We start from the raw sequence: 18,443 nt of genomic DNA, 5'->3' as shown, positions 1-18,443 counted from the left end.
TCATTTTGCAGGGTATTGCCTTGCACACATATCGCACTAATACCCGCAAAGCTAAACTGTAGATAAGACATCCACACACATTTGTAGTCGAGATCCTGGGCGACAACGTCAAGCAAACTTTGATAATCGTAACCTAAACGCTGGATCTCCTTGGCTGCTGCCAGAATATTGGCCCCGCCGCCGACACTTGGTTCATTGGCTGTGATTTTTCCCCCGCTATATCCAGTAAGCTCCACCCTGGCCATCAACACACACACATGAAATGGTGTGAAAAATTGACCTGTCCTCGAATTCCCAGCATTTAACATCATGTAGATGCTGCCGAGGTAATCATTGATATCATCCTCAAACAGCTCTACAAGCCTTGCGGTCCATCGGCACATTTCTTTTAACTGCTCAGTGGTGTATTTTTTCGCAAGTGTCAGATACTGATCTTCCAGGCGTTGGTCGTAAAACAACTGGTTTGATATAGAGATCCCAGCCATCTGCACCCAGTCCTGGAAGATGTCTTGAGCGTGATAACTGCCCGCCATCCTATTGATACCGTTGATGATTGTCTCCATAAGCTACTCCGCCAGCTGGATCATCAACTGGACAATTAAATCTGTATCCTCGACCTCCGACCACAGCGAACGCTGCTGTACTACAGTGGTCAACCCGTTGCCGTAGTAGTCAGCCATGATCTCCATCATGCGCCGCAGGCCCTCCGTCGCCGTGCTGTACTGGCAGTACCGGTCACCGCACCGGATGCCGGCCGGATTGTGCTTGGCCAGCCAGGCCGATGAGCTACCCCAGCCAGTCTCAAGGACAAACACCGCCGCGGCGTAGACTGGGCTGATGTTGTACTCCTCAGCCAGCTCCAGCAGTGCTACCGGCACCACGCCGGCGGCCTTGCCGATCGGCTGCCAGTCGTGCCAACTGACGTCCATCTCTGCGGTGTAAGCCGGCGTATCAGGCTGATAGAGATCGATCACGGTCACCGTCTGCCGTACTGGTGTCTCGGCCTCAGCTGCAGGCAGGTTAAGCGTCACGCCGGCGGTAATCGCAGCCGTGAGAGCCACGAGCACTGGGCGTCTAAGCCGGCGCACTACCGATCCTCCTGGCCGATCAAATTGTGCATTTTAGCTATGATCTCCGTCTCTGTGTAAATATCCATCAGCTCGACCATCTGGTTGTAAAGCGCAATCATGCACCGCACCCTATCCTGCCGCAGCTGCTGTGGTATCATTGATGCGGCCACTACCGCATAAGCGCGGGCTGCTTCGTTCGTTGTCATTATGATTTTCCTTTCGTCTGCCACTAAATTTTTCTGTATTTTAACCATTGCCGTGGTTTTTGTAGTATAATTTCACTGAACTTGGGTAAATCAGTTCAGTTTTGTTCTTGCCTTCCGGTTGCCGCCGGTTGGCTTTTTTTGTGCTGTCAGCGTCTCGCTGATCCGCAACTGGTTGACCGCTTCGATAATTTTTTGCTCGCTGCTCAGATCCATGCCGCGGGTCCGCTCCAGAAATCTCTCGGCCTCTTCCCGGGTGTATATCCACTCCTGCCCGTTCCGCGTGCCGGTAAGCAACCCATGCTTGCGCAGCACATGGATCCTTTGCGGATATGTACCCAACGCCTCGGCAAGCTCCTTGGTGGTGTAAACCAGCTTGTACTGATTAGCAGCCAAGCTGGCCTGCAACATGTCAACCTTTTTTGTTAGCTGCTCGATGGCAGCCAGTAACTCATCCATGCCCTTAATCCTCCTTATCTCGCTTGTGCTGGGTCAGCGCTGGGCTTCGTCGGCTTGCGCGCCTGTTCCATCACGCGTAGTGAATGAATCGTAGAAATACTGTTTTTCACAAGCGCCCTTTCCATGCAATTCAGCGGTTGAAGCATCTCAAGGAATTCCTGCATTTCTTGCTGATCGGCACAACAATCTTTCTTTTTACTCACGCTCTCACTCCTCTCTAATGGTCTCATCAGTGCCGGTCTAACCGGCAGACCATCGGGCTTTGCACCCTAGGTTTCGACCTGTTAAAATTTTCCAATTTGTGATAAAATCATTTTGGAGGTGATAAAGTTGACAAAACTTTTGAACTCCCCTATTCTTCATAGCTAAGATCGCACACCGTGCGCCAGCAGACGGCTGTTTTTGCTTAGAATGACAATCGCTTTTTATATTTGCTTACCATGGCAAATATAATAGATTCTAAGTGTTGCACAGCAAGCAACCATACTTTACTGTGGCTGAAATGTAATCTTAGCTACCGCTCAATAGGGTCTTCGGCAGAAGCGTCCTGCCTTAAGTGGGTGGACTTCCAGGTGACGCTGGAAGTTGAGGTAAACAAATAACGCAGGCATCAGTGCGTCACCACTGGTGCTTTTTTATTTGTTGTTGAAGAATACTTGATCGACACTAACATCAGGAAATTTCACTTTAAATTTCTTAAGAAATTCATAACTTGGATTTTGATATCCACTTTCAACCTTGTAGTAATAGGAAGCAGAAACACCTATTTTTTCAGCCATTGCTTTTTTAGTTAAATCAGCCGATCTTCTAAGGTTAATTAAGTTCACCATTTCTTTACTTTTCATCGAATAATTCCTCTATCAATTCTTTAGGCACCGGCTGATTCTGTCTTTTGTGCTTACCAGCCAACGACATTTCAGCTTCCTCTCTCTGGATCGCTTCCATGCAGTCTTTTACTCCTTTTCTTTTTTTGATCAGATATTCCTCGCCATCTATGGATATGCCATTTATTTTTTTACCTCGGCTGTTCCATAGTATAGAACAATCATGGTCATAGGTTCTCAAGAGGCTAAGTGCTGCTGTGAGCTGCTGCCATGGTTTTCCGAGCTGCTTGGTCTGGTTGATTTCTTTTACCAGGTCAAGCATTGCTTCTGGATTCACCATTATTTCAATCTGCTTTTTATTCATCTCACACCTCCTTGACTCTGCATTTACCCGGGCTTGTCACCGGCTGCTGCTGCATTAAGGTCGCCCCGAAGGGCGCATTAATCAATGAAAACAAATAACTTTTTATGATTGTGGATCAGACACTTTTTACATTCACTCTTTAAAATTCGGCTTGTTTCTTTGCACAAATCTAAACAGCTAGGGTTTAAGAAACTATCCATTTTTCCGCTGAACACCACTTTATCTTCACCTTCAAAGATTGTGATTTCTTCTATCTCGTATTGCCTTCGATATCCGTTCATAACTCGCCATACTGTTTTCATTTTCTTTTTCTTCTTCTCCTTCATCTCACGACCCCAGATATCCTTTTGTGATTATATATTAGTCTATTTGAATATAAATGTCAACACATAAATATTGCAAATGACTATTTTTTGTTGTATCATGAAACTGTCAACGAAAGGAGGTATCAATGAGTGACCATAAATGAGCGGGTACGCGAATTAAGAAAAGAACTAAGAATGAATCAAACTGACTTTGGCGAAAAAATTGCACTTACTCAAAGCCATTTGGCTGGAATAGAAAATGAGAAAAGAACAGTTACAGACCGAACTATCAAATTGATTTGTACTGAATTTAATGTATCTGAGGAATGGCTACGTACTGGAAAAAAACCCATTTTCATTGAAATTAATGATGAAGACAAGTTTTCTCAAGCATTTGCGGCAGCTTCAATGGAAGAAGACGATTTTATCAAAGCACTTCTTATTGAATACATGGATCTGAGTAAAGAAGATCGCAAAATAGTTAAAGAGCTCATTAAAAACATTGCTGCCCGCACAAAAAAAAGCAGCGATTAACTATCGCTGCACAATTTCCGCCACTCAATATAGAAAGCTTGCACAATCTTGAGAATTTTCCTTAAAATTCTGCAGTCTTCTATATCTTGAATCATGTTCTTAATTTCCGTTCTATAATCTTCTGCGTTCATCGGCTATTCCTCCACTACTGTTTTTAACGGCTGGAAGGCTCCGGAGCCTCTGTATGATTATAGATTACCAGTAACTGGAAATTTATTCAAGCTACTCAACAAGATAGAATCGAACAAAAAAAATCTTACCTGATATCTATCACAGGGAAAGATAGAATTAAAAATATTTTTTTAGATTAAGAAGAAAGGGGGATTATTATGCCTGATGAATCAAATGTTTTAGAAAGAATCGCTCAAAGCAATAGAATGCCAGTTCTTTTTATAGGATCAGGATTATCCCGTAGATACTTATATCGTTTTCCTGATTGGGAGAATTTGTTAAAAAGTTCGTTCAAAAAAGTCAATGATGATCCCTATTTTTATCAACAACATGTTGACAGTCTTAAGCGAAAAGGATTGAACCAATTCCAAATCAACAAAGCATTAGGAACAATTATTGAGGATGAGTTTAACAAAGCTTTTTATGAAAGAAAAATCAAAATTGGTCGTGATAATCCTAATTGGACTGATTCAGGCGTATCTCCTTATAAAATGTATCTTGCTCTAAAATTTAAAAAAATGGATATGTATAAAACACCCTGGTCATACAACGAAATTGAAGAATTTAAGAAGTTAAAAAACAAAATAGCTGCTGTAATAACTACAAATTATGACCAATTTCTTGAACAAATGATCTTTGATGATGACTACCAAGTTTATAAAAGACAATATGAAATGTTTTCAGCGGATAGCTATAACATCGCTGAAATCTACAAAATTCACGGATGTGTATCTGATGCTGAAACTATAGTTATTACTGAAAATGATTATAATAACTTTGAAAATTCACGTAAATTATTCATTGCAAAAATGTTAACTCTTTTTACCGATTCTCCTATTATTTTTCTGGGATACTCATTCACTGACGAGAATATACAAAAAATAATTATAGACTTTCTTGGTTGTTTGAGCCAACGCGATAAGGAAAACATTCACGAACATCTTGTTTTTATCTCATGGAAAAAAGGTGAACGCAGCTTAGTTGAAGTTAGGAACAATATCACAACTAATGATGGCTTCGTAATACCAATCACAGAGATTCAAACTGATAATTACCTGAAGGTTTACCAAACACTAAATAAAGTGATTCCAGGTATATCCGCATCCAGAATTAGAGAAACTCGTAGAATTGTTAAAAGAATTGTAGATCAAAGTATTGAACAAGGACAAGAAGCTGCTTTGATTGTAGGAATCAATGACCTTGATCAAATATCTTCACATAAAGCTTTAGCGATCGCAGTTGGATATAAAGAGGATTTCATAAGTAAGCATGGTTATTCAACGTTTTCAGATGACATTATTTTTGAAGATATTCTAAAGAACAACCATAACCTAGATTCAAGATCTGTTTGCTTTGAACGCTACCGATCAATCTCACATCAAAGGGTGCTACCAATTTTTAAGTATGCTGCCTTAATTGCTGAAGAAGTAAATAAAAACGAACGTCTTTTAGAATATATCAATAGCAAAAACTCAAAAGATAAAATTATTTCTAGAACCATTCAAAAACAAATAAAAAATTATCCTCAAGTTTCTTCGTTCTCTGATTTTGAAAAAAACATTGATAAATACGAAACTTTATCAAAAAAATGTATGTTTATTTTAAAAAATATTGATTTATTCACAACTGAATCTCTTCGCAAAACATTAATCGATTTATACGAAGAATATCAATTAACTAGTAATTGCACTCATTACAAGCGTTGTGTTCTTTACTTAGATTTTTTAGAAAATTATGAAATTTACAAAGAGAAAAGCTCAACCACACATTCTTAGAAGACCAAGAATAGATTGAGCCAGTTCTCGAGTTACGAACATTAATTGTTCTATGTTCTTTGTAATTAAATTGCTAACCCCAGGAGCAAAGGCATCTCAGTGTTTCCACCTTACTGGCACAGCCAGCCCAGCTTTATCCATCACAAGTTAGCTACTCATATTATATGCTTTTCACACAAAAAAGCAACTTTGTGAAAGAAATTTAAAATGCCCGCCGGTTGCAGCCGGCAGGCTTCGAGAAATGGCGGCAACCATTCCTCTGCATAGAAAAATTTGTCGTGGCAGACATATCTTTTTCTATGCGCTCATTTTACCACAAAAAGAAAAGGAGCGCTATATATGGCAAAAACAAAAAAACTCCGCAAGGAAAAATACATCAAGCAAAAAACAGTCAACAGCCACTTGTATTTACAAGTATCATTTATGTATGAAGACGAATTCGGCTTTAAGCAACCGTATAGCAAGAGCTTCCGCGCTGACGATTATGAGTCGGCAGCCGCTGCTCTGGACGCTGCCTGTGCACACCGCGATCAGATGCGCACCCAGCTGCTGCACAGCGGCCAGAAGATCCGCGCACGAGCTGACAGAAAGCATACGGTGGATGAGGCGTTTATGCTGATCCAGCAAATATTCCCAAAGACTCTCAAAACTGTCAAGCACCGCACGATTACCTATCGCAATTACATCCAGCCGGCTGTCGGCAATAAGCCGATCGAGGAGATCACCGGCCTGGATATCCAGCAGACGCTTAACGCGATGATCACCACAAAGTCAGACGACAATATCGGACGTGTGGCCACCTGCTGGCGATATATAATCCGGGCGGCTGCCTTCACAGGCTGGATTAACAGCGATCCTATGCTGCAGGTGGTTGTTCCAGCATCGCAGCTGCCACATAAAAAAACAGATGTATCGACAGATCGCGAAACACTCGATAAAGTCATCGCCGGCATCCGGCATTATACTAAAAATAGTGACAGGTACAAATTTAACGCGGAGCTCATCGTTTATATGCTTGAAATCATCTATTATACCGGGATCCGGCCGGCAGAGTGCCTGGGGCTTGATAAAGCAGATATCGATCTTGACGGCGGATATATAAACATTGACACCGCACAGGGCAGCACCGCTGAGGAATGGAACACGCAGAAGGCGACAAAGACAAAACAGAGCGTGCGACTGGAGCCGATCGTCCCGCAGCTTGAGCCAATCTTACGACAGCTTATCGGCATACAGCCTAGTGAGCATTTGTTTATGCGCTGCGATGATACAGTATGGTCGATTGATGATGTTGCAAACAAGATCAACTATGTCAGCAAGCGTGTGGGTGTCGATTTTAATGTATACCGGCTGCGGCACAAATTTTCCACTGACCTTGTCACCAACAACGTCGATCCACGCACGATCATGGAGCTCATGGGACATAACAATATCAATCAAACATTGGACTATGCCAGGAGCAACGATCAATTAAAAAAAGAGGCTTTGAAAAATCGCAAATACTCATGAATTACTGCCCGGTTATCCGGGCATTTTTCTTTGAACTGTTTTTGAACGATTATTGAACGATTTTACTTGAATTGCATTAAATCGGATTGATTTAACGCATTGTAAAATAAAATAAAAAAGCCCTTTGTTAAAGGCTTTTCTTAACCACATTGAATTGTGGACTTCCTTAAAATGGTGCACCGAACGGGACTTGAACCCGTACGAATAAATCACACGCCCCTCAAACGTGCGCGTCTGCCGATTCCGCCACCGGTGCATTGCTTAATTATTATAGCAAAGTTCCATTCAAAAAGGAAGAATTTTTATTCACACGTCGCTTTTTCGTGAGCAGGAAGAAACAATGGGAAATCATTCAAAAAAAAACAGAAAAAACCGCGGCTGAATCAGACCGCGATTTCCTGTAATCAATCGGGATTTCCGTTTTTTTCCGGCAGCACCCGGCTGAGCACCACATAAAGCAAATCAATATCAATCGGTTTCGCGACATGCGCAGTCATTCCCGCCGCCATGGACGCTTCCACATCCTCCGCAAACGCGTTGGCCGTCATCGCGACGATCGGAATCTGCCGCGCGTCCGGGCGAGGTAATTGACGGATTGCCCGGGTCGCTTCATAACCGTTCATCACCGGCATCTGGATATCCATTAATATCGCGTCGTAATACCCCTCGGGCTTGTCGCTGAAGTTGCTGACCGCCTGTTTTCCATCACAGCAGACCTCAAACCGGGCGCCGGCCAATTCCAGAATGCCGCTGAGAATTTCCGCATTGATCTGATTATCTTCCACGATCAGAAAACGCCGCCGCGCCAGATTTTGATCCACCTGCGGCTTCACGGTCAAAGTCTTTGACGAATCCGGATTATCCGTTTCTCCGCTGAAATCCTGTTCACATTCCAGTTCGACGATAAACGTAGAGCCGTGTCCGACTTCACTTTCCACTTGGAGACTGCCGCCCATCCGTTCGATCAGACCGCGCGTGATGCTTAATCCCAATCCCGTCCCCTCGATCTGTCCGACTTGCGGACTGCGGGCAAACGGATCGAACAAATGGGCCAGAAACTGCGGCTCGATGCCGATGCCGGTGTCGCGGATTGTAAAACGGTATCTCACCTGTCCCGGAGATGAACCGGCGATTTCCTCCACGATGAAATCCACCTGGCCTCCCTCCGGAGTGAATTTGACGGCGTTGCTTAAAATGTTGATCAGAATCTGATTGATCCGCAGCGCATCGCCAAAGAACCGGGTGTGTTCGATCCGCTCGGCATTGATATTCAGCCGAATCGCTTTGGCTCGCGCCTGCGGTCCCATGATTGCCGACAACTGTTCGATCACCTCCGGCATCCGCAGACCAGCGCGGTTCAATGTAATCTGCGAACGCTCGATCTTGCTCATATCGAGAACGTCGTTGATCAAACTCAGCAGATGTTTGGACGAATAGGTAATTTTTTTCAGACAATCCGCCACCCGCCGGGAATCATCCAGATGGGCTCTCGCCAGCGCGGTCATCCCCATTATCGCGTTCATCGGCGTGCGGATATCATGACTCATCGCCGAAAGGAAATCACTCTTGGCCCGGTTGGCTTCCTCGGCCTGGATCAGCGCATTTTCCAGTGTCTTTTTCGTCTGACGTTCCGCGGCGAGCATCTCCGTAACGTCCGCGCGCACAAGACAGACAGTCTGATGATCGGCGTCCCCCCACAGCACGCTGACTTTTTTTATCCGCTCGCCAGCCTCGCTCTGATAAGGAAACAGGAAATCATAGCCTTGCGGCTCACGCTGCAGGCGCTTTAGCATCGTCGCCAGGGCAAATTGCCGGCTGCTCTCCTCCGCGCTGCCGCTCTGACTGTGGCTGCGGGCAAACTTGTCAATCGCTTCGTCGCAGTTTTCAACGATATACGGCGGCAGATTCTCCACAATAGTCTGGCGTGTATGAATGGTCAGCCGCTGCGAAGCGATATCAATGAACCCGGCCAATTCAAAGGTTACGGCGGCTACCCGCAGCAGTCCCTGCTGCTCGCGCACCGACTCGGTGATGTCGGTCCGGGACAGGCAGATCCGGTTTAACCGCCGGTCCGTGACCGACACAGTGACGTTTTTCATGCGCAATTCGCCGCGCGGATCGCACATTGAGAATGTGAATGTAAACGAGTTTTCTTTCGCCAGCCGGGGTTTCAGGAATTCCGGTTTCAAATTGCCGGCGTAGCGTTCCTTATCCTTGGGCAGCACATGGCTTTCCAGCAGCTGATCAATCCATTGAGAATAGCGGCCATGCGTCCTTGCGGTCAGCGCCGTCTGTTCGTTCTGGGTCAGAATCTTAAATGTATCCGCACCCAGGTCGATATCGGCGACAAAATCATAGTTGATTTTTGACAGCTGCTGCAGAATCAGGTTGGCGATTGTCTTTTCCGTGATGTCCGTGACAGTCAGAATCCCCGTAACGTCCCCGCTGTCCGGCGTCGTTACCATGTTCATTTTAATTTCGACATAGCGGCCTTGCGATTCCCTGGGCAGCTGCACGAAACATTCCTGAATCTGCACAGTTTCTCCGGCCGCGAATTCCCGCCGGGCCGGCTCGTTTAAATAATGATCAAGGAAATACCGGCGCTGATCCGGCTCGACGATCAACGACGCCAATCCTTTAAAGAACACGTCGCGGTCGTAGCCGAAAGTTGCCAGCAATTCGGAATCCGTGTAATCCATGATGTCCAGAATCACGCCCTGAGTGATGTTGCAATGTCCCGCTACCAGTGCATTTTCCCCCGGTGTGCGGTAATGTTCAAGAATCAGTTCGTTATACTGCTGGCGAATCCGCTGCTGTTCCAGCCGTTCCCGGGTGATATCGTGATGCAGCGCATAGACGCGGATTTCCCCTTCCTCACCCGGGATCATCGCCAGCTTGCTGCTGACCCAGATCTGACCTTTGTCTGCCGTCAGCATGCGGAAAACAATTTCGCCCTGTGGTTGGCGGTCGGCGATGAACTGAAGCAGCTGGCGGCGGACTCTTGCCTGATCTTCCGGATGAATGTTCGCGGTAAAATCCTTCCGGATCGCCTGACTTATCGCAGCGTAGCTCATCCCCGCCATTTCGGCAAATCCTTCCGAGATGTATTCCGGAATCAGCTGCCCCTTTGGCGTACATTCGATCACCGTCACGCCGCCCGGCAAATTCTGGACGACCGTCTGAAAATACTGCGCCAGCCGTTCGTTTTCCTTGCGGACGCGGACTTCCTCGGTGATCTCACGAACATGCTTGATATAAGCCCCGATCCCGTTCCAATCCGTTTCACGAAAGCGGGTCGCATAAAAACGGCCGGGCTGATCGACGGACATCTCATGTTCTTCATTATCCGGCGCGTGTGTTTTCAGCGTGCAGAAGGCACAGGGCTGCGACTTGCCAAACAGCACTGCGTAGCATTTCCGGCCGGCATATTGTTGATCATTGGAAAAAATTTTATGGTTATCGTTGACATAATAAAGTTCATAGTTCTGCTTGCCGATCACATAAATCCCATCCGAGGATTCATCGGCGATACTCTGGTACAACCGGGTTTCCGCCGACATGCCGGTAAACACCGCATAGAACTGCGTCGATTCCGACAGGGGACCCATCCGCCGGCCGTTCAGGTGTATCCAGACCAGCGAACCATCGCGGTGAGGACTGCGGTAGGAAACGTCCAGCACCTCGCCGCTGACTAATGCCTGCCACGCCGCTTTCTGCACCCGCTCGCGATCCGGCGGATAGATTGCGTTCATCGCATCCTGATGGACGATAGTCTGAAATTCCTGCTTCCCATAACCGGTCAGCTCTGCGACGCCGGCAGAGAAATACGTCGGGATAAAGACCTTGTTTTCCACTTTATAACTGGCGATTCCGCCGGGAATTGAATTGACCAGATGATTCATCTGGAGCTGCGCTTCCTTGAGATCGGAAATATTGTGGAACACGCAGTGAAGCAGCGGACTGCCGTCCTCCTCACCGATCCAGCTGATCTGTACGCGCACCCAGACGAGGTGACCGTCACGGTGAGCCATGCGGAATTCCAGCGTCGCCGGCTCATGCGTGCGCACGACTTCCACAGCCTGGGCCTCGACGCGGCCGCGGTCTTGATCATAGATCAACTTGCCGGCGTCTGCGGCAGCCTGGGCAGAATATTCTTGAGAAGTATATCCGCTGAGCGCGGGCACGCCATCGGAGAAATAAACGGTCTCCAACTTGTCCGTCACTTTATAAACGGCAACGCCGCCCGGGATTGCGTTGATGATCTGCTGCATTTTCTGATTGGCGGCGTTGAGCTGTGTTTTTAACGCGGCCTGTTCGCTGCCGTCCTGAAACAGGCTTACCAGCACCGTTCCCCATTGAGGCAGCGTGCCCATCGAAGCCTCAATCTGAATTGCACAGTAACATCCCTGCGTTTTATCCCACGCCCGCAAGCTGTGCCGCAATGTTCCGCGCTCTGTTTTCAGCTGTTGCAGCGCCCGCTGCAGTGCTGGCCGATCTTGTGGATGCACGGCAGTCTGCGCCAGAAGTCCCTCTGCAGGTTCGCCGAAGTGCTGCCGAAAAGCAGCGTTGGCATACAATGGCGGCGATGCATTGTCCGCAAGCTGATAAATCACGAATCCGCAGGCAAGCGCGTCCCCCAAATTTTCCAGCATTGTGAAAAATGACGGGACTTCCGGTGTCAGTACCAACAGCGTCGCCGTTTCCTCAGCAATCTTCAACGTCTGAACTTCCGTTGTGTAGCGCGCCTGCGTGCGAGGATTTTGCCAGACAGCTGGATTCTGGTTTTCCCCGATGTTCTCCAGCCAGCCGCTGAAGTCGGGATCCTGACTCCAGCTTTGCGCCGCTTCGTTGGCCGGCTGCCATTTCATCTGTGAACCGCGGACAAACAAGATTGTTTTATGGGAATTCATAACGAACACGCGGTCAGCTCGGCATACATCCCTCTGACCTTCTCAAACTCCTGCCCGATCTTTTCCAGCTTTTCTGGATAATCGCCCCGAACTTCCAAGCGCCGCAAAGGCTCCACGATCTCGCAGACCGCTTCGTACAACGACGTTAATCCCAGATTGCCAGATACGCCCTTGAGCGTGTGAGCCGCCTGAAAAGCAGCTTCCAGATTTTTTTCTTCCACCGCTTTCTGCAGCGCCGGCAAGCTCTCATCCTTGAACAACATGCCTAAAATCCGCACATACATGCGTTCCTGCTGCATAAACCGTTCCATTGTCAGCGCATAATCCACGCCGTAGGCCGTCATAATCATTTTAACGTCTGACATCCGAAAACCTCCTTGTTTCCGATAAATTCATTCAGCGTCCGGATCAGTAAGTCCGGATCAATCGGCTTCGCCAGATGCGCGTTCATCCCGGCCGCCATGCTTTTTGCGATATCGTCGTCAAACGCGTTGGCGGTCATGGCGATGATCGGAATCTGTCCGGCGTCCGCGCGCGGACTGGTGCGGATCCTGGCCGCGGCAGTTAAGCCGTCCATGACCGGCATCCGGATATCCATTAAGATTGCATCGTAGTAATTCAGGGCGGAAGCCTGATAAGTCTGCAGCGCCTGTTCGCCGTTTTGCGCCGTATCGACGCTGAAGCCCCTGTCCTGTAAAAGCATAACCGCGACTTCGGTATTGATGGCGTTGTCTTCGGCCAGTAAAATCCGCCGGCCGGTAAAGTCCAGCGTCTTCAGATCCAGACCCCCGGCGTCCCCGGCGGAAACGATGCCGGCGAAAGTTTCATGGACGCCCGCTGCCAGACCGAGCTTGACCTCAACGATAAATTCCGTACCCCGGCCCTTTTGCGAACGGACGCTGATTCTTCCATCCATCAGATCGACGACGCTTTTGGAAATTGCCAGCCCCAGCCCGCTGCCGCCGGATGTCGCCGTCGTCCCGGTTGATTCCTGAGAGAATGGTTCAAACAGATGCGGCAGAAACTCCGGGCTGATGCCGACGCCCGTATCCCGAATCACAAACCGGACGACGGCGTTGTCTTTCTTTGCCTGAAGCTGGCTGACGTGCATCACCACCTCGCCGCCGGACTCTGTGAATTTCACCGCGTTGCTTAAGATATTGACCAACACCTGCTGCAGCTTCATCGCATCGCCCATATACTCCGCCTGCAGCGAAGGTTCGACGATGCATTGATAACGCACGCCTTTGTTCGCAGCCTGACCGGCGCACAGCGTGCTGACTCCTTCGATCAGTTTCCGCGTGGATAAAGGTCCGTTATTTAAAAGCAGCTTGCCGCTTTCAATCCGGCTCATATCGAGGATATCGTTGATCAGTCCCAGCAGAAACCGCGAAGACAGCTGAATTTTTTCAATACAGTCGCCAATGCGGACCGGATCGTGCAGCGACTGGGCGGCGATTGCGCTCATTCCCAGAATCGCGTTCATCGGGGTGCGAATCTCATGCGACATCCGCGAGAGAAAATCCGTCTTCGCGGCGTTGGCCTGCTGCGCGGCGTTCAGTGCGGAAGCCAGCTCTGCTTTCTGAATCTGTTCCTGACGCACGACCTCGGTCACGTCGCTGCGCGTCACGCACAACCGGTCCAGCCGGCGGTCGAGATAGAAAACTTTATACAGTTTGACACGGGTCTGTCCCTGCTTGTCCTGCATTTCAATGGAAAAGGTATAGGATCCCTTTTCCGCCAGCTGTTGTTTCATAAAAGGCAAATCGAGCTGACGGCGGTATTCCGCTTCAAACTCCGGTTTGACATAACGCCGGGCAAATTGTCCGATCGCTTTTGAAAATTGATCCTCCTTTGGAATCATCGGATCGTTGGAAGCATGAATCCGCAGTTTTCCGGACAGCGCGTCGATTTCCGCGATGATGTCGTAATTCAGACTGACGATCTGATCCAGCAGCTGTTCCTGCAGCTTTTGTTCCGTGATGTCAAGGGTATAGAAAAAGACGATGAGTTCTCCGGTTTCCGGATTCAGGCAGGAATGAAACGTTGTATGACTCCAGAACGCGCCTTCGCGCGTACTGCGCAGAAATTCAAAATGATATTCCGTCTTGCCGACGGCGTAATCGGCCTGGACCTGTTCACGCCGCATTTGCTCTTCAATCCGCAAGCCGGTCAGCGGGTCGATGGAGGAATGCGCAAACTGAGCGATCACCTTGTCATAGCTTTCGCCAATCTGAGCAACGGCGAAGTTGGCCGTCGTCAGATAGCTTTCCAGCACATTGCGGGTCAGATTCAGCCGTCCCTGACCGCTCTGATTGCCACTGGCAGCCTCCACAAAGTAACGCAGTTCCCGTTCGTACAGTTCCTTTTCGCGCCGGTGGAGCTGCTTTTCCTCGGTAATATCAATAAACACACAGTCAAGATACGGTTCGTTGTTTTCCATAAACAGCTGAGCTTTCACCGAGACCCACTTCACGCTGCCATCCTTGCAGCAAATCTGGTTTTCAATGTGGACGGTTTTCGCCTGACGCAGCTGTTCGCGCAATCGTTGGGCGATTTCCTGCAGTTCCTGCGGGGCGATGATCAGCGCCAGCTGATTGCCCAGCTCGGCAAATTCAGCGCGGGTGTAGCCGATGAACTCAAACAGTCCGTCGTTGGCGCTGACAACGGTCAGGCTGGCGTCGTAACGGCAGCGGAAAACCGCGCCGGGAATGTTGTTGTACAGCCGCAGCACTTCCTCCTGCGCCTGAATCTGTGCGGTGATGTCATAGCACACCGACGAAATCGCCGGACGTCCGTCCTCCGCCTGCAGCCGCCGACCCAGATCATGAACCCAGATATAACTGCCGTTCTGCTTCTTCATCCGATATTCCACCGTGTATTCATCGCTGGTTTTCAGCTGATCGGCGACTTCCTCATCAACCCGCTGCCGATCGTCCGGATGCATGCAGTTGATGATCCGGCCCTGGATGTCCGCGACGAATTCCGCTTCGTCCCGATATCCCAGATACGCCAGCATCTGATCATTGATGAAATAAAACGGGAAGCCCTCGGCGATATAGCCGCCCATCATCCCGCCCGGGAGCGTGTCGTTCAGCAGCTCTTCCCGCTGGCGGCGCAGCCGTTCCACAACCACCGTCTGCGGGTAGTGCTCACCCGCCTGCTGACTGCGGCCCGGTTCGGCAAAATGCAGACTGACGATTTTCCAGGTCTCCACCTGCCGCCGCAAGATAAAAAACCCCCGAAGATGCCAGGCATACTGGGAGTTTTGAAGAATCATTTCAGTAAAAACAGAACTCAGATCCGCTTGTAAAAAACGGACTTTCATCACAGGAAAAGCGGCCGAAAACGGTTCGGCCAATTCCTGAATATCCGCGACGATATACGCGCGCATCGCTTCCCGCCCGCTGGCGGCTTCCTGTTCGCCAGTTCCGATAAAATCAAGGTCCTCATCCAGATAGCCGACGGTTTTCTCCACATCCCGTGCTTCAAACCAGGCCTCGCAGAACTGCCGGACTATTTTTTCACAATTTCGCTCCTGATCCCCCATACATTCGCTTCCTCCCATAAACGACAGCGGCTCTGACAGCCGACCTTTGCGCATTTCAACGCGCTGTCCGCGCGGGACAGCACCTCATCCAGCGTTTCACTCAGATCCCACATTGCAATCCCGGCGGAGACTGTCAGCGGCACGTCCTGATTCCACCCGGCCTCGACAAACGCCTGGCCCAGCGCTTCGCCCTTTCGGACAACCGCTTCCTTCCGCGCCGTCTTCTTCATGACCACAATAAACTCATCCTGCCCTAATCGGGCGAAAATATCGCTCTGACGGAAATGTGAGCGCAGCAGACGGCTGAACTGACGAATCCGCTGATCGCCGCAATCATGACCAAGCTGGTCGTTGACTTTTTTCAGATTGTCAAGGTCGAACAGGAACAATGCCAGCGGGGCATCGTCCTGACGCAGCGACTGACAAACCGCGTACAACCCCCGGCGGTTTAACAGATCGGTCAGATAATCACGATAGGCTTCCTCGCGCAGGATTTGTTCCTGCCGCCGCAGAACACTTAATCTCTGCGTGCGCTGGACGCGTTTCCACAGACTCATCGGCGTGTGCGGTTTGCCCGCAAAATCATCCGCTCCGATATTGAACGCCGCTTCCTCCCATCGGTCGTCCCAATATCCACTCGCAATGATCGGAATATCGCGGACTTCGATGCGGTGCTGCAGCGTTTTCAACACTTCGACTCCGTCCGGATTTTTTATATCCATACTTAAAACAATCAGCCGGATCTGGCTGGCATAGAGGTCCAGGCACTGGTAAACACTCTGACCGTCGCCGACGCATTGCACCTGATACTGCTGGCTTAAAACGCTGCGCATTTCTTCGCAATAACGAACGTCTCCATCCGCTAACAAAAGCATCGGCTTCTGCTGATCAGGAAGCGGCTGCACATTGTCCAACGCCTGATTCGCCTTCTGTTCGCACTGTTTCTGAAGCAGTTTTTCAAATTCCTCGCAAGGCATCGGCCGCGCAAAATAATATCCCTGCACATAATCGCAGCCGGTTTCCCGCAGCCGTTCCAGCTGTTCCCGGGTTTCCACACCTTCCGCCACGACGCTTAAATTCATCCACCGCGCCAGACTCATGATGAAGCGCAGAATTCCCTGATTGGTCGGCTTAGCCGTTTCGTTCTGAATAAATTTCATATCCAGCTTTAAAATATCCAGCGGCAGCTGGTTCAGCATGTTTAATGAAGAATAGCCGCTGCCGAAATCATCCATTTCAATGACAAAGCCCAGCGTCCGCAGCTGTTCGACCGTCGCGATGATCTGGCCCGGGTTTTCGGTATAGGCACTTTCTGTAATCTCCAGATGCAGCCGGCTTGGCTGCAGCTCATATTTTTTCAGAATCCGGGTCAGAAAGTCGATCAAATCGCTGTTGTAGATATCCGCCCGGGAGACGTTGACGGAAACCGAGATCGGCGGATAGCCTGCCTGATCCCATTGGTGCAGCTTGGCGCAGGTCTGTTCCCACACATATTGATCCAGCTTGGTGATAAACCCGTTGCGTTCAAACAGTGGAATAAATTCGGCCGGCGACTGAAAGCCCCATTGCGGATGATTCCAGCGCACTAACGCCTCGGCGCCTGCCAGCTGATCGTCTTTAATCTGAAACTTTGGCTGCAGATATATCACAAACTGCCGTTCTTTCAGCGCAGCTTCCATACTGTCGGTAATCGCCTGTTCCCGCAGCAGCTTGTTGCGCAGCGTATCGTCATAGGCAGCGACGTAGTGATTATATTGTCCCTTGATCCGGCGCACCGCCAACAAAGCCCGATCGCACATCTGTTCCACCGACACCTGTTTATCGCGGATGACATAAACGCCCCATTTCACAACGACGTTCTGCATGTTCGCCAGCGTGTTGATCTCGCTGTTGGCGTTGATAAAAGATTCCTGTGGATACGCTTGCGGACGGCGCAGCAGACAGGCGAACTGATCGGCGCTCAACCGGCCGCAGATTCCGCGGTCGCCGATTTTTTCCTGAATCATTTCAGCGACGCTGATCAGCAGCTGATCGCCCGCCGGCACACCCAGAATATCGTTGATCAGTTTAAAATTCTCAATATTGGAGCACAACATGTCATATTCCTGATCCGGATGCGCCTGCAGCTCCTCCCGCACCCGCCGGTAAAAGAATTCCTTACTGTAAAGGCCGGTCAGCCGGTCATAGCGGAACTGATTGATCATCGCGGCGTTTTCGCGCAGGTTAATGATACTGGCGACGCGGTGCAGGATAATCTGCGGCCGGTACGGTTTGGCGACAAAATCCGTCGCGCCGTGGGAAAGCGCCGCAACCTCGTCGGATTCGTTGTCGTTCTGCGTCGCCACAATGACCGGAATGGAAGCAATCGACGGATCGTTTTTCAGAATGGATAAAAACGTATAGCCATCCATCACCGGCATCATAATATCCAGCAGGATCAGGGAAACATTATCCTTCTGATCACCCAGCACTTTTAACGCTTCCAAACCATTCTGCGCTTCCAGAACTTTATACTGCGGCTCTAAAATTCCCCGCAGCATGATCCGGTTGATCTCATTATCTTCCACGATTAAGATTATTTTTTGTGAAGTCATCTTCATTACCCCGCTTCATCCGCCTTGCTTGGACTGTCGCCGGAAATCAAAAACAAGATTTTAATTTTCAGATTTCCAACCAGTTGTCTGAACTGCTTAAAGAATTAGGGGAGTGTTTTTATCTCTGCCTGATATCCATTGAAATAATTTTAGCATAGGGTAAAGGGAACCGCAA

14 protein-coding genes, 1 tRNA gene and 1 pseudogene are annotated in these 18,443 nt (G+C 49.0%); 3 read left to right on the top strand and 13 right to left on the bottom strand.

The annotated features are described in order from the left end of the window. From I2D94_RS08730 to I2D94_RS08695, 8 genes and pseudogenes are all read right to left on the bottom strand, one after another. Positions 1–563, bottom strand: a pseudogene (locus I2D94_RS08730) (hypothetical protein); the annotation flags it as partial. Positions 564–566: 3 nt separating this feature from the next. After that, the gene (locus I2D94_RS08725; RefSeq protein WP_195396371.1) at positions 567–878 is read right to left on the bottom strand and encodes a glucosaminidase domain-containing protein; all 312 of its coding nucleotides are present in this window, start codon (positions 876–878) and stop codon (positions 567–569) included. A 209-nt stretch (positions 879–1,087) separates the two neighbouring features. Beyond that, entirely contained in the window at positions 1,088–1,276 is a 189-nt protein-coding gene (locus tag I2D94_RS08720) for a hypothetical protein (RefSeq protein WP_195396370.1), read from the bottom strand. Positions 1,277–1,366: 90 nt separating this feature from the next. Beyond that, positions 1,367–1,732 (bottom strand): helix-turn-helix domain-containing protein, encoded by a 366-nt coding sequence (locus I2D94_RS08715; RefSeq protein ID WP_072682838.1) that lies wholly within the window; start codon positions 1,730–1,732, stop codon positions 1,367–1,369. 14 nt (positions 1,733–1,746) lie between these two features. Further along, on the bottom strand, positions 1,747–1,935 hold the full coding sequence (locus I2D94_RS08710) for a hypothetical protein (RefSeq protein WP_195396368.1): 189 nt from the start codon (positions 1,933–1,935) through the stop codon (positions 1,747–1,749). A 432-nt stretch (positions 1,936–2,367) separates the two neighbouring features. Then, positions 2,368–2,577 (bottom strand): helix-turn-helix domain-containing protein, encoded by a 210-nt coding sequence (locus tag I2D94_RS08705; RefSeq protein ID WP_072682840.1) that lies wholly within the window; start codon positions 2,575–2,577, stop codon positions 2,368–2,370. Then, a complete protein-coding gene (locus I2D94_RS08700; RefSeq protein WP_195396366.1) occupies positions 2,567–2,920 on the bottom strand; it encodes a hypothetical protein in 354 nt (117 codons plus the stop codon). The genes I2D94_RS08705 and I2D94_RS08700 overlap by 11 nt, the downstream gene beginning before the upstream one ends. 77 nt (positions 2,921–2,997) lie before the next feature. Beyond that, a complete protein-coding gene (locus I2D94_RS08695; RefSeq protein WP_195396364.1) occupies positions 2,998–3,222 on the bottom strand; it encodes a hypothetical protein in 225 nt (74 codons plus the stop codon). A 153-nt stretch (positions 3,223–3,375) separates the two neighbouring features. Here I2D94_RS08695 and I2D94_RS08690 point away from each other — a divergent pair, with 153 nt between their 5' ends. The 3 genes from I2D94_RS08690 to I2D94_RS08680 all read left to right on the top strand — a co-directional run bounded on the left by I2D94_RS08690 (position 3,376) and on the right by I2D94_RS08680 (position 7,214). Beyond that, positions 3,376–3,759 (top strand): helix-turn-helix transcriptional regulator, encoded by a 384-nt coding sequence (locus I2D94_RS08690; protein WP_195396362.1) that lies wholly within the window; start codon positions 3,376–3,378, stop codon positions 3,757–3,759. A gap of 329 nt (positions 3,760–4,088) precedes the next feature. Further along, positions 4,089–5,705 (top strand): SIR2 family protein, encoded by a 1,617-nt coding sequence (locus tag I2D94_RS08685; RefSeq protein WP_195396360.1) that lies wholly within the window; start codon positions 4,089–4,091, stop codon positions 5,703–5,705. Between the two features lie 339 nt (positions 5,706–6,044). After that, a complete protein-coding gene (locus tag I2D94_RS08680) occupies positions 6,045–7,214 on the top strand; it encodes a site-specific integrase (protein ID WP_195396358.1) in 1,170 nt (389 codons plus the stop codon). Between the two features lie 172 nt (positions 7,215–7,386). Here I2D94_RS08680 and I2D94_RS08675 read toward each other — a convergent pair. From I2D94_RS08675 to I2D94_RS08655, 5 genes are all read right to left on the bottom strand, one after another. Next, positions 7,387–7,470, bottom strand: a tRNA-Leu gene (locus I2D94_RS08675). Between the two features lie 148 nt (positions 7,471–7,618). Next, positions 7,619–12,124, bottom strand: a complete 4,506-nt coding sequence (locus tag I2D94_RS08670) for a PAS domain-containing protein (protein WP_195396357.1) — start codon at positions 12,122–12,124, stop codon at positions 7,619–7,621. Beyond that, on the bottom strand, positions 12,121–12,489 hold the full coding sequence (locus I2D94_RS08665; protein ID WP_072682844.1) for an Hpt domain-containing protein: 369 nt from the start codon (positions 12,487–12,489) through the stop codon (positions 12,121–12,123). The genes I2D94_RS08670 and I2D94_RS08665 overlap by 4 nt, the downstream gene beginning before the upstream one ends. Further along, positions 12,471–15,674 (bottom strand): PAS domain-containing protein, encoded by a 3,204-nt coding sequence (locus I2D94_RS08660; protein ID WP_195396355.1) that lies wholly within the window; start codon positions 15,672–15,674, stop codon positions 12,471–12,473. Before I2D94_RS08660 ends, I2D94_RS08665 begins: the two co-directional genes overlap by 19 nt. Beyond that, positions 15,641–18,268, bottom strand: coding sequence for an EAL domain-containing protein (locus I2D94_RS08655; protein WP_195396353.1), 2,628 nt, complete (start codon positions 18,266–18,268; stop codon positions 15,641–15,643). The genes I2D94_RS08660 and I2D94_RS08655 overlap by 34 nt, the downstream gene beginning before the upstream one ends. Between the last annotated feature and the right edge of the window lie 175 nt (positions 18,269–18,443).

It is taken from the genome of Holdemania sp. 1001302B_160321_E10, from assembly GCF_015552275.1.
Classification (GTDB): domain Bacteria; phylum Bacillota_I; class Bacilli_A; order Erysipelotrichales; family Erysipelotrichaceae; genus Holdemania.
This window is presented reverse-complemented; position numbering and strand designations above follow the sequence as displayed.

Excerpts from the sequence above, each read along its gene's own strand:
- I2D94_RS08720 (WP_195396370.1), bottom strand. The coding sequence starts at position 1,276 with ATGACAACGAACGAAGCAGCCCGCGCTTATGCGGTAGTGGCCGCATCA.
- I2D94_RS08715 (WP_072682838.1), bottom strand. The coding sequence starts at position 1,732 with ATGGATGAGTTACTGGCTGCCATCGAGCAGCTAACAAAAAAGGTTGAC.
- I2D94_RS08705 (WP_072682840.1), bottom strand. The coding sequence starts at position 2,577 with ATGAAAAGTAAAGAAATGGTGAACTTAATTAACCTTAGAAGATCGGCT.
- I2D94_RS08700 (WP_195396366.1), bottom strand. The coding sequence starts at position 2,920 with ATGAATAAAAAGCAGATTGAAATAATGGTGAATCCAGAAGCAATGCTT.
- I2D94_RS08695 (WP_195396364.1), bottom strand. The coding sequence starts at position 3,222 with ATGAAAACAGTATGGCGAGTTATGAACGGATATCGAAGGCAATACGAG.
- I2D94_RS08685 (WP_195396360.1), top strand. The coding sequence starts at position 4,089 with ATGCCTGATGAATCAAATGTTTTAGAAAGAATCGCTCAAAGCAATAGA.
- I2D94_RS08680 (WP_195396358.1), top strand. The coding sequence starts at position 6,045 with ATGGCAAAAACAAAAAAACTCCGCAAGGAAAAATACATCAAGCAAAAA.
- I2D94_RS08670 (WP_195396357.1), bottom strand. The coding sequence starts at position 12,124 with ATGAATTCCCATAAAACAATCTTGTTTGTCCGCGGTTCACAGATGAAA.
- I2D94_RS08665 (WP_072682844.1), bottom strand. The coding sequence starts at position 12,489 with ATGTCAGACGTTAAAATGATTATGACGGCCTACGGCGTGGATTATGCG.
- I2D94_RS08660 (WP_195396355.1), bottom strand. The coding sequence starts at position 15,674 with ATGGGGGATCAGGAGCGAAATTGTGAAAAAATAGTCCGGCAGTTCTGC.
- I2D94_RS08655 (WP_195396353.1), bottom strand. The coding sequence starts at position 18,268 with ATGACTTCACAAAAAATAATCTTAATCGTGGAAGATAATGAGATCAAC.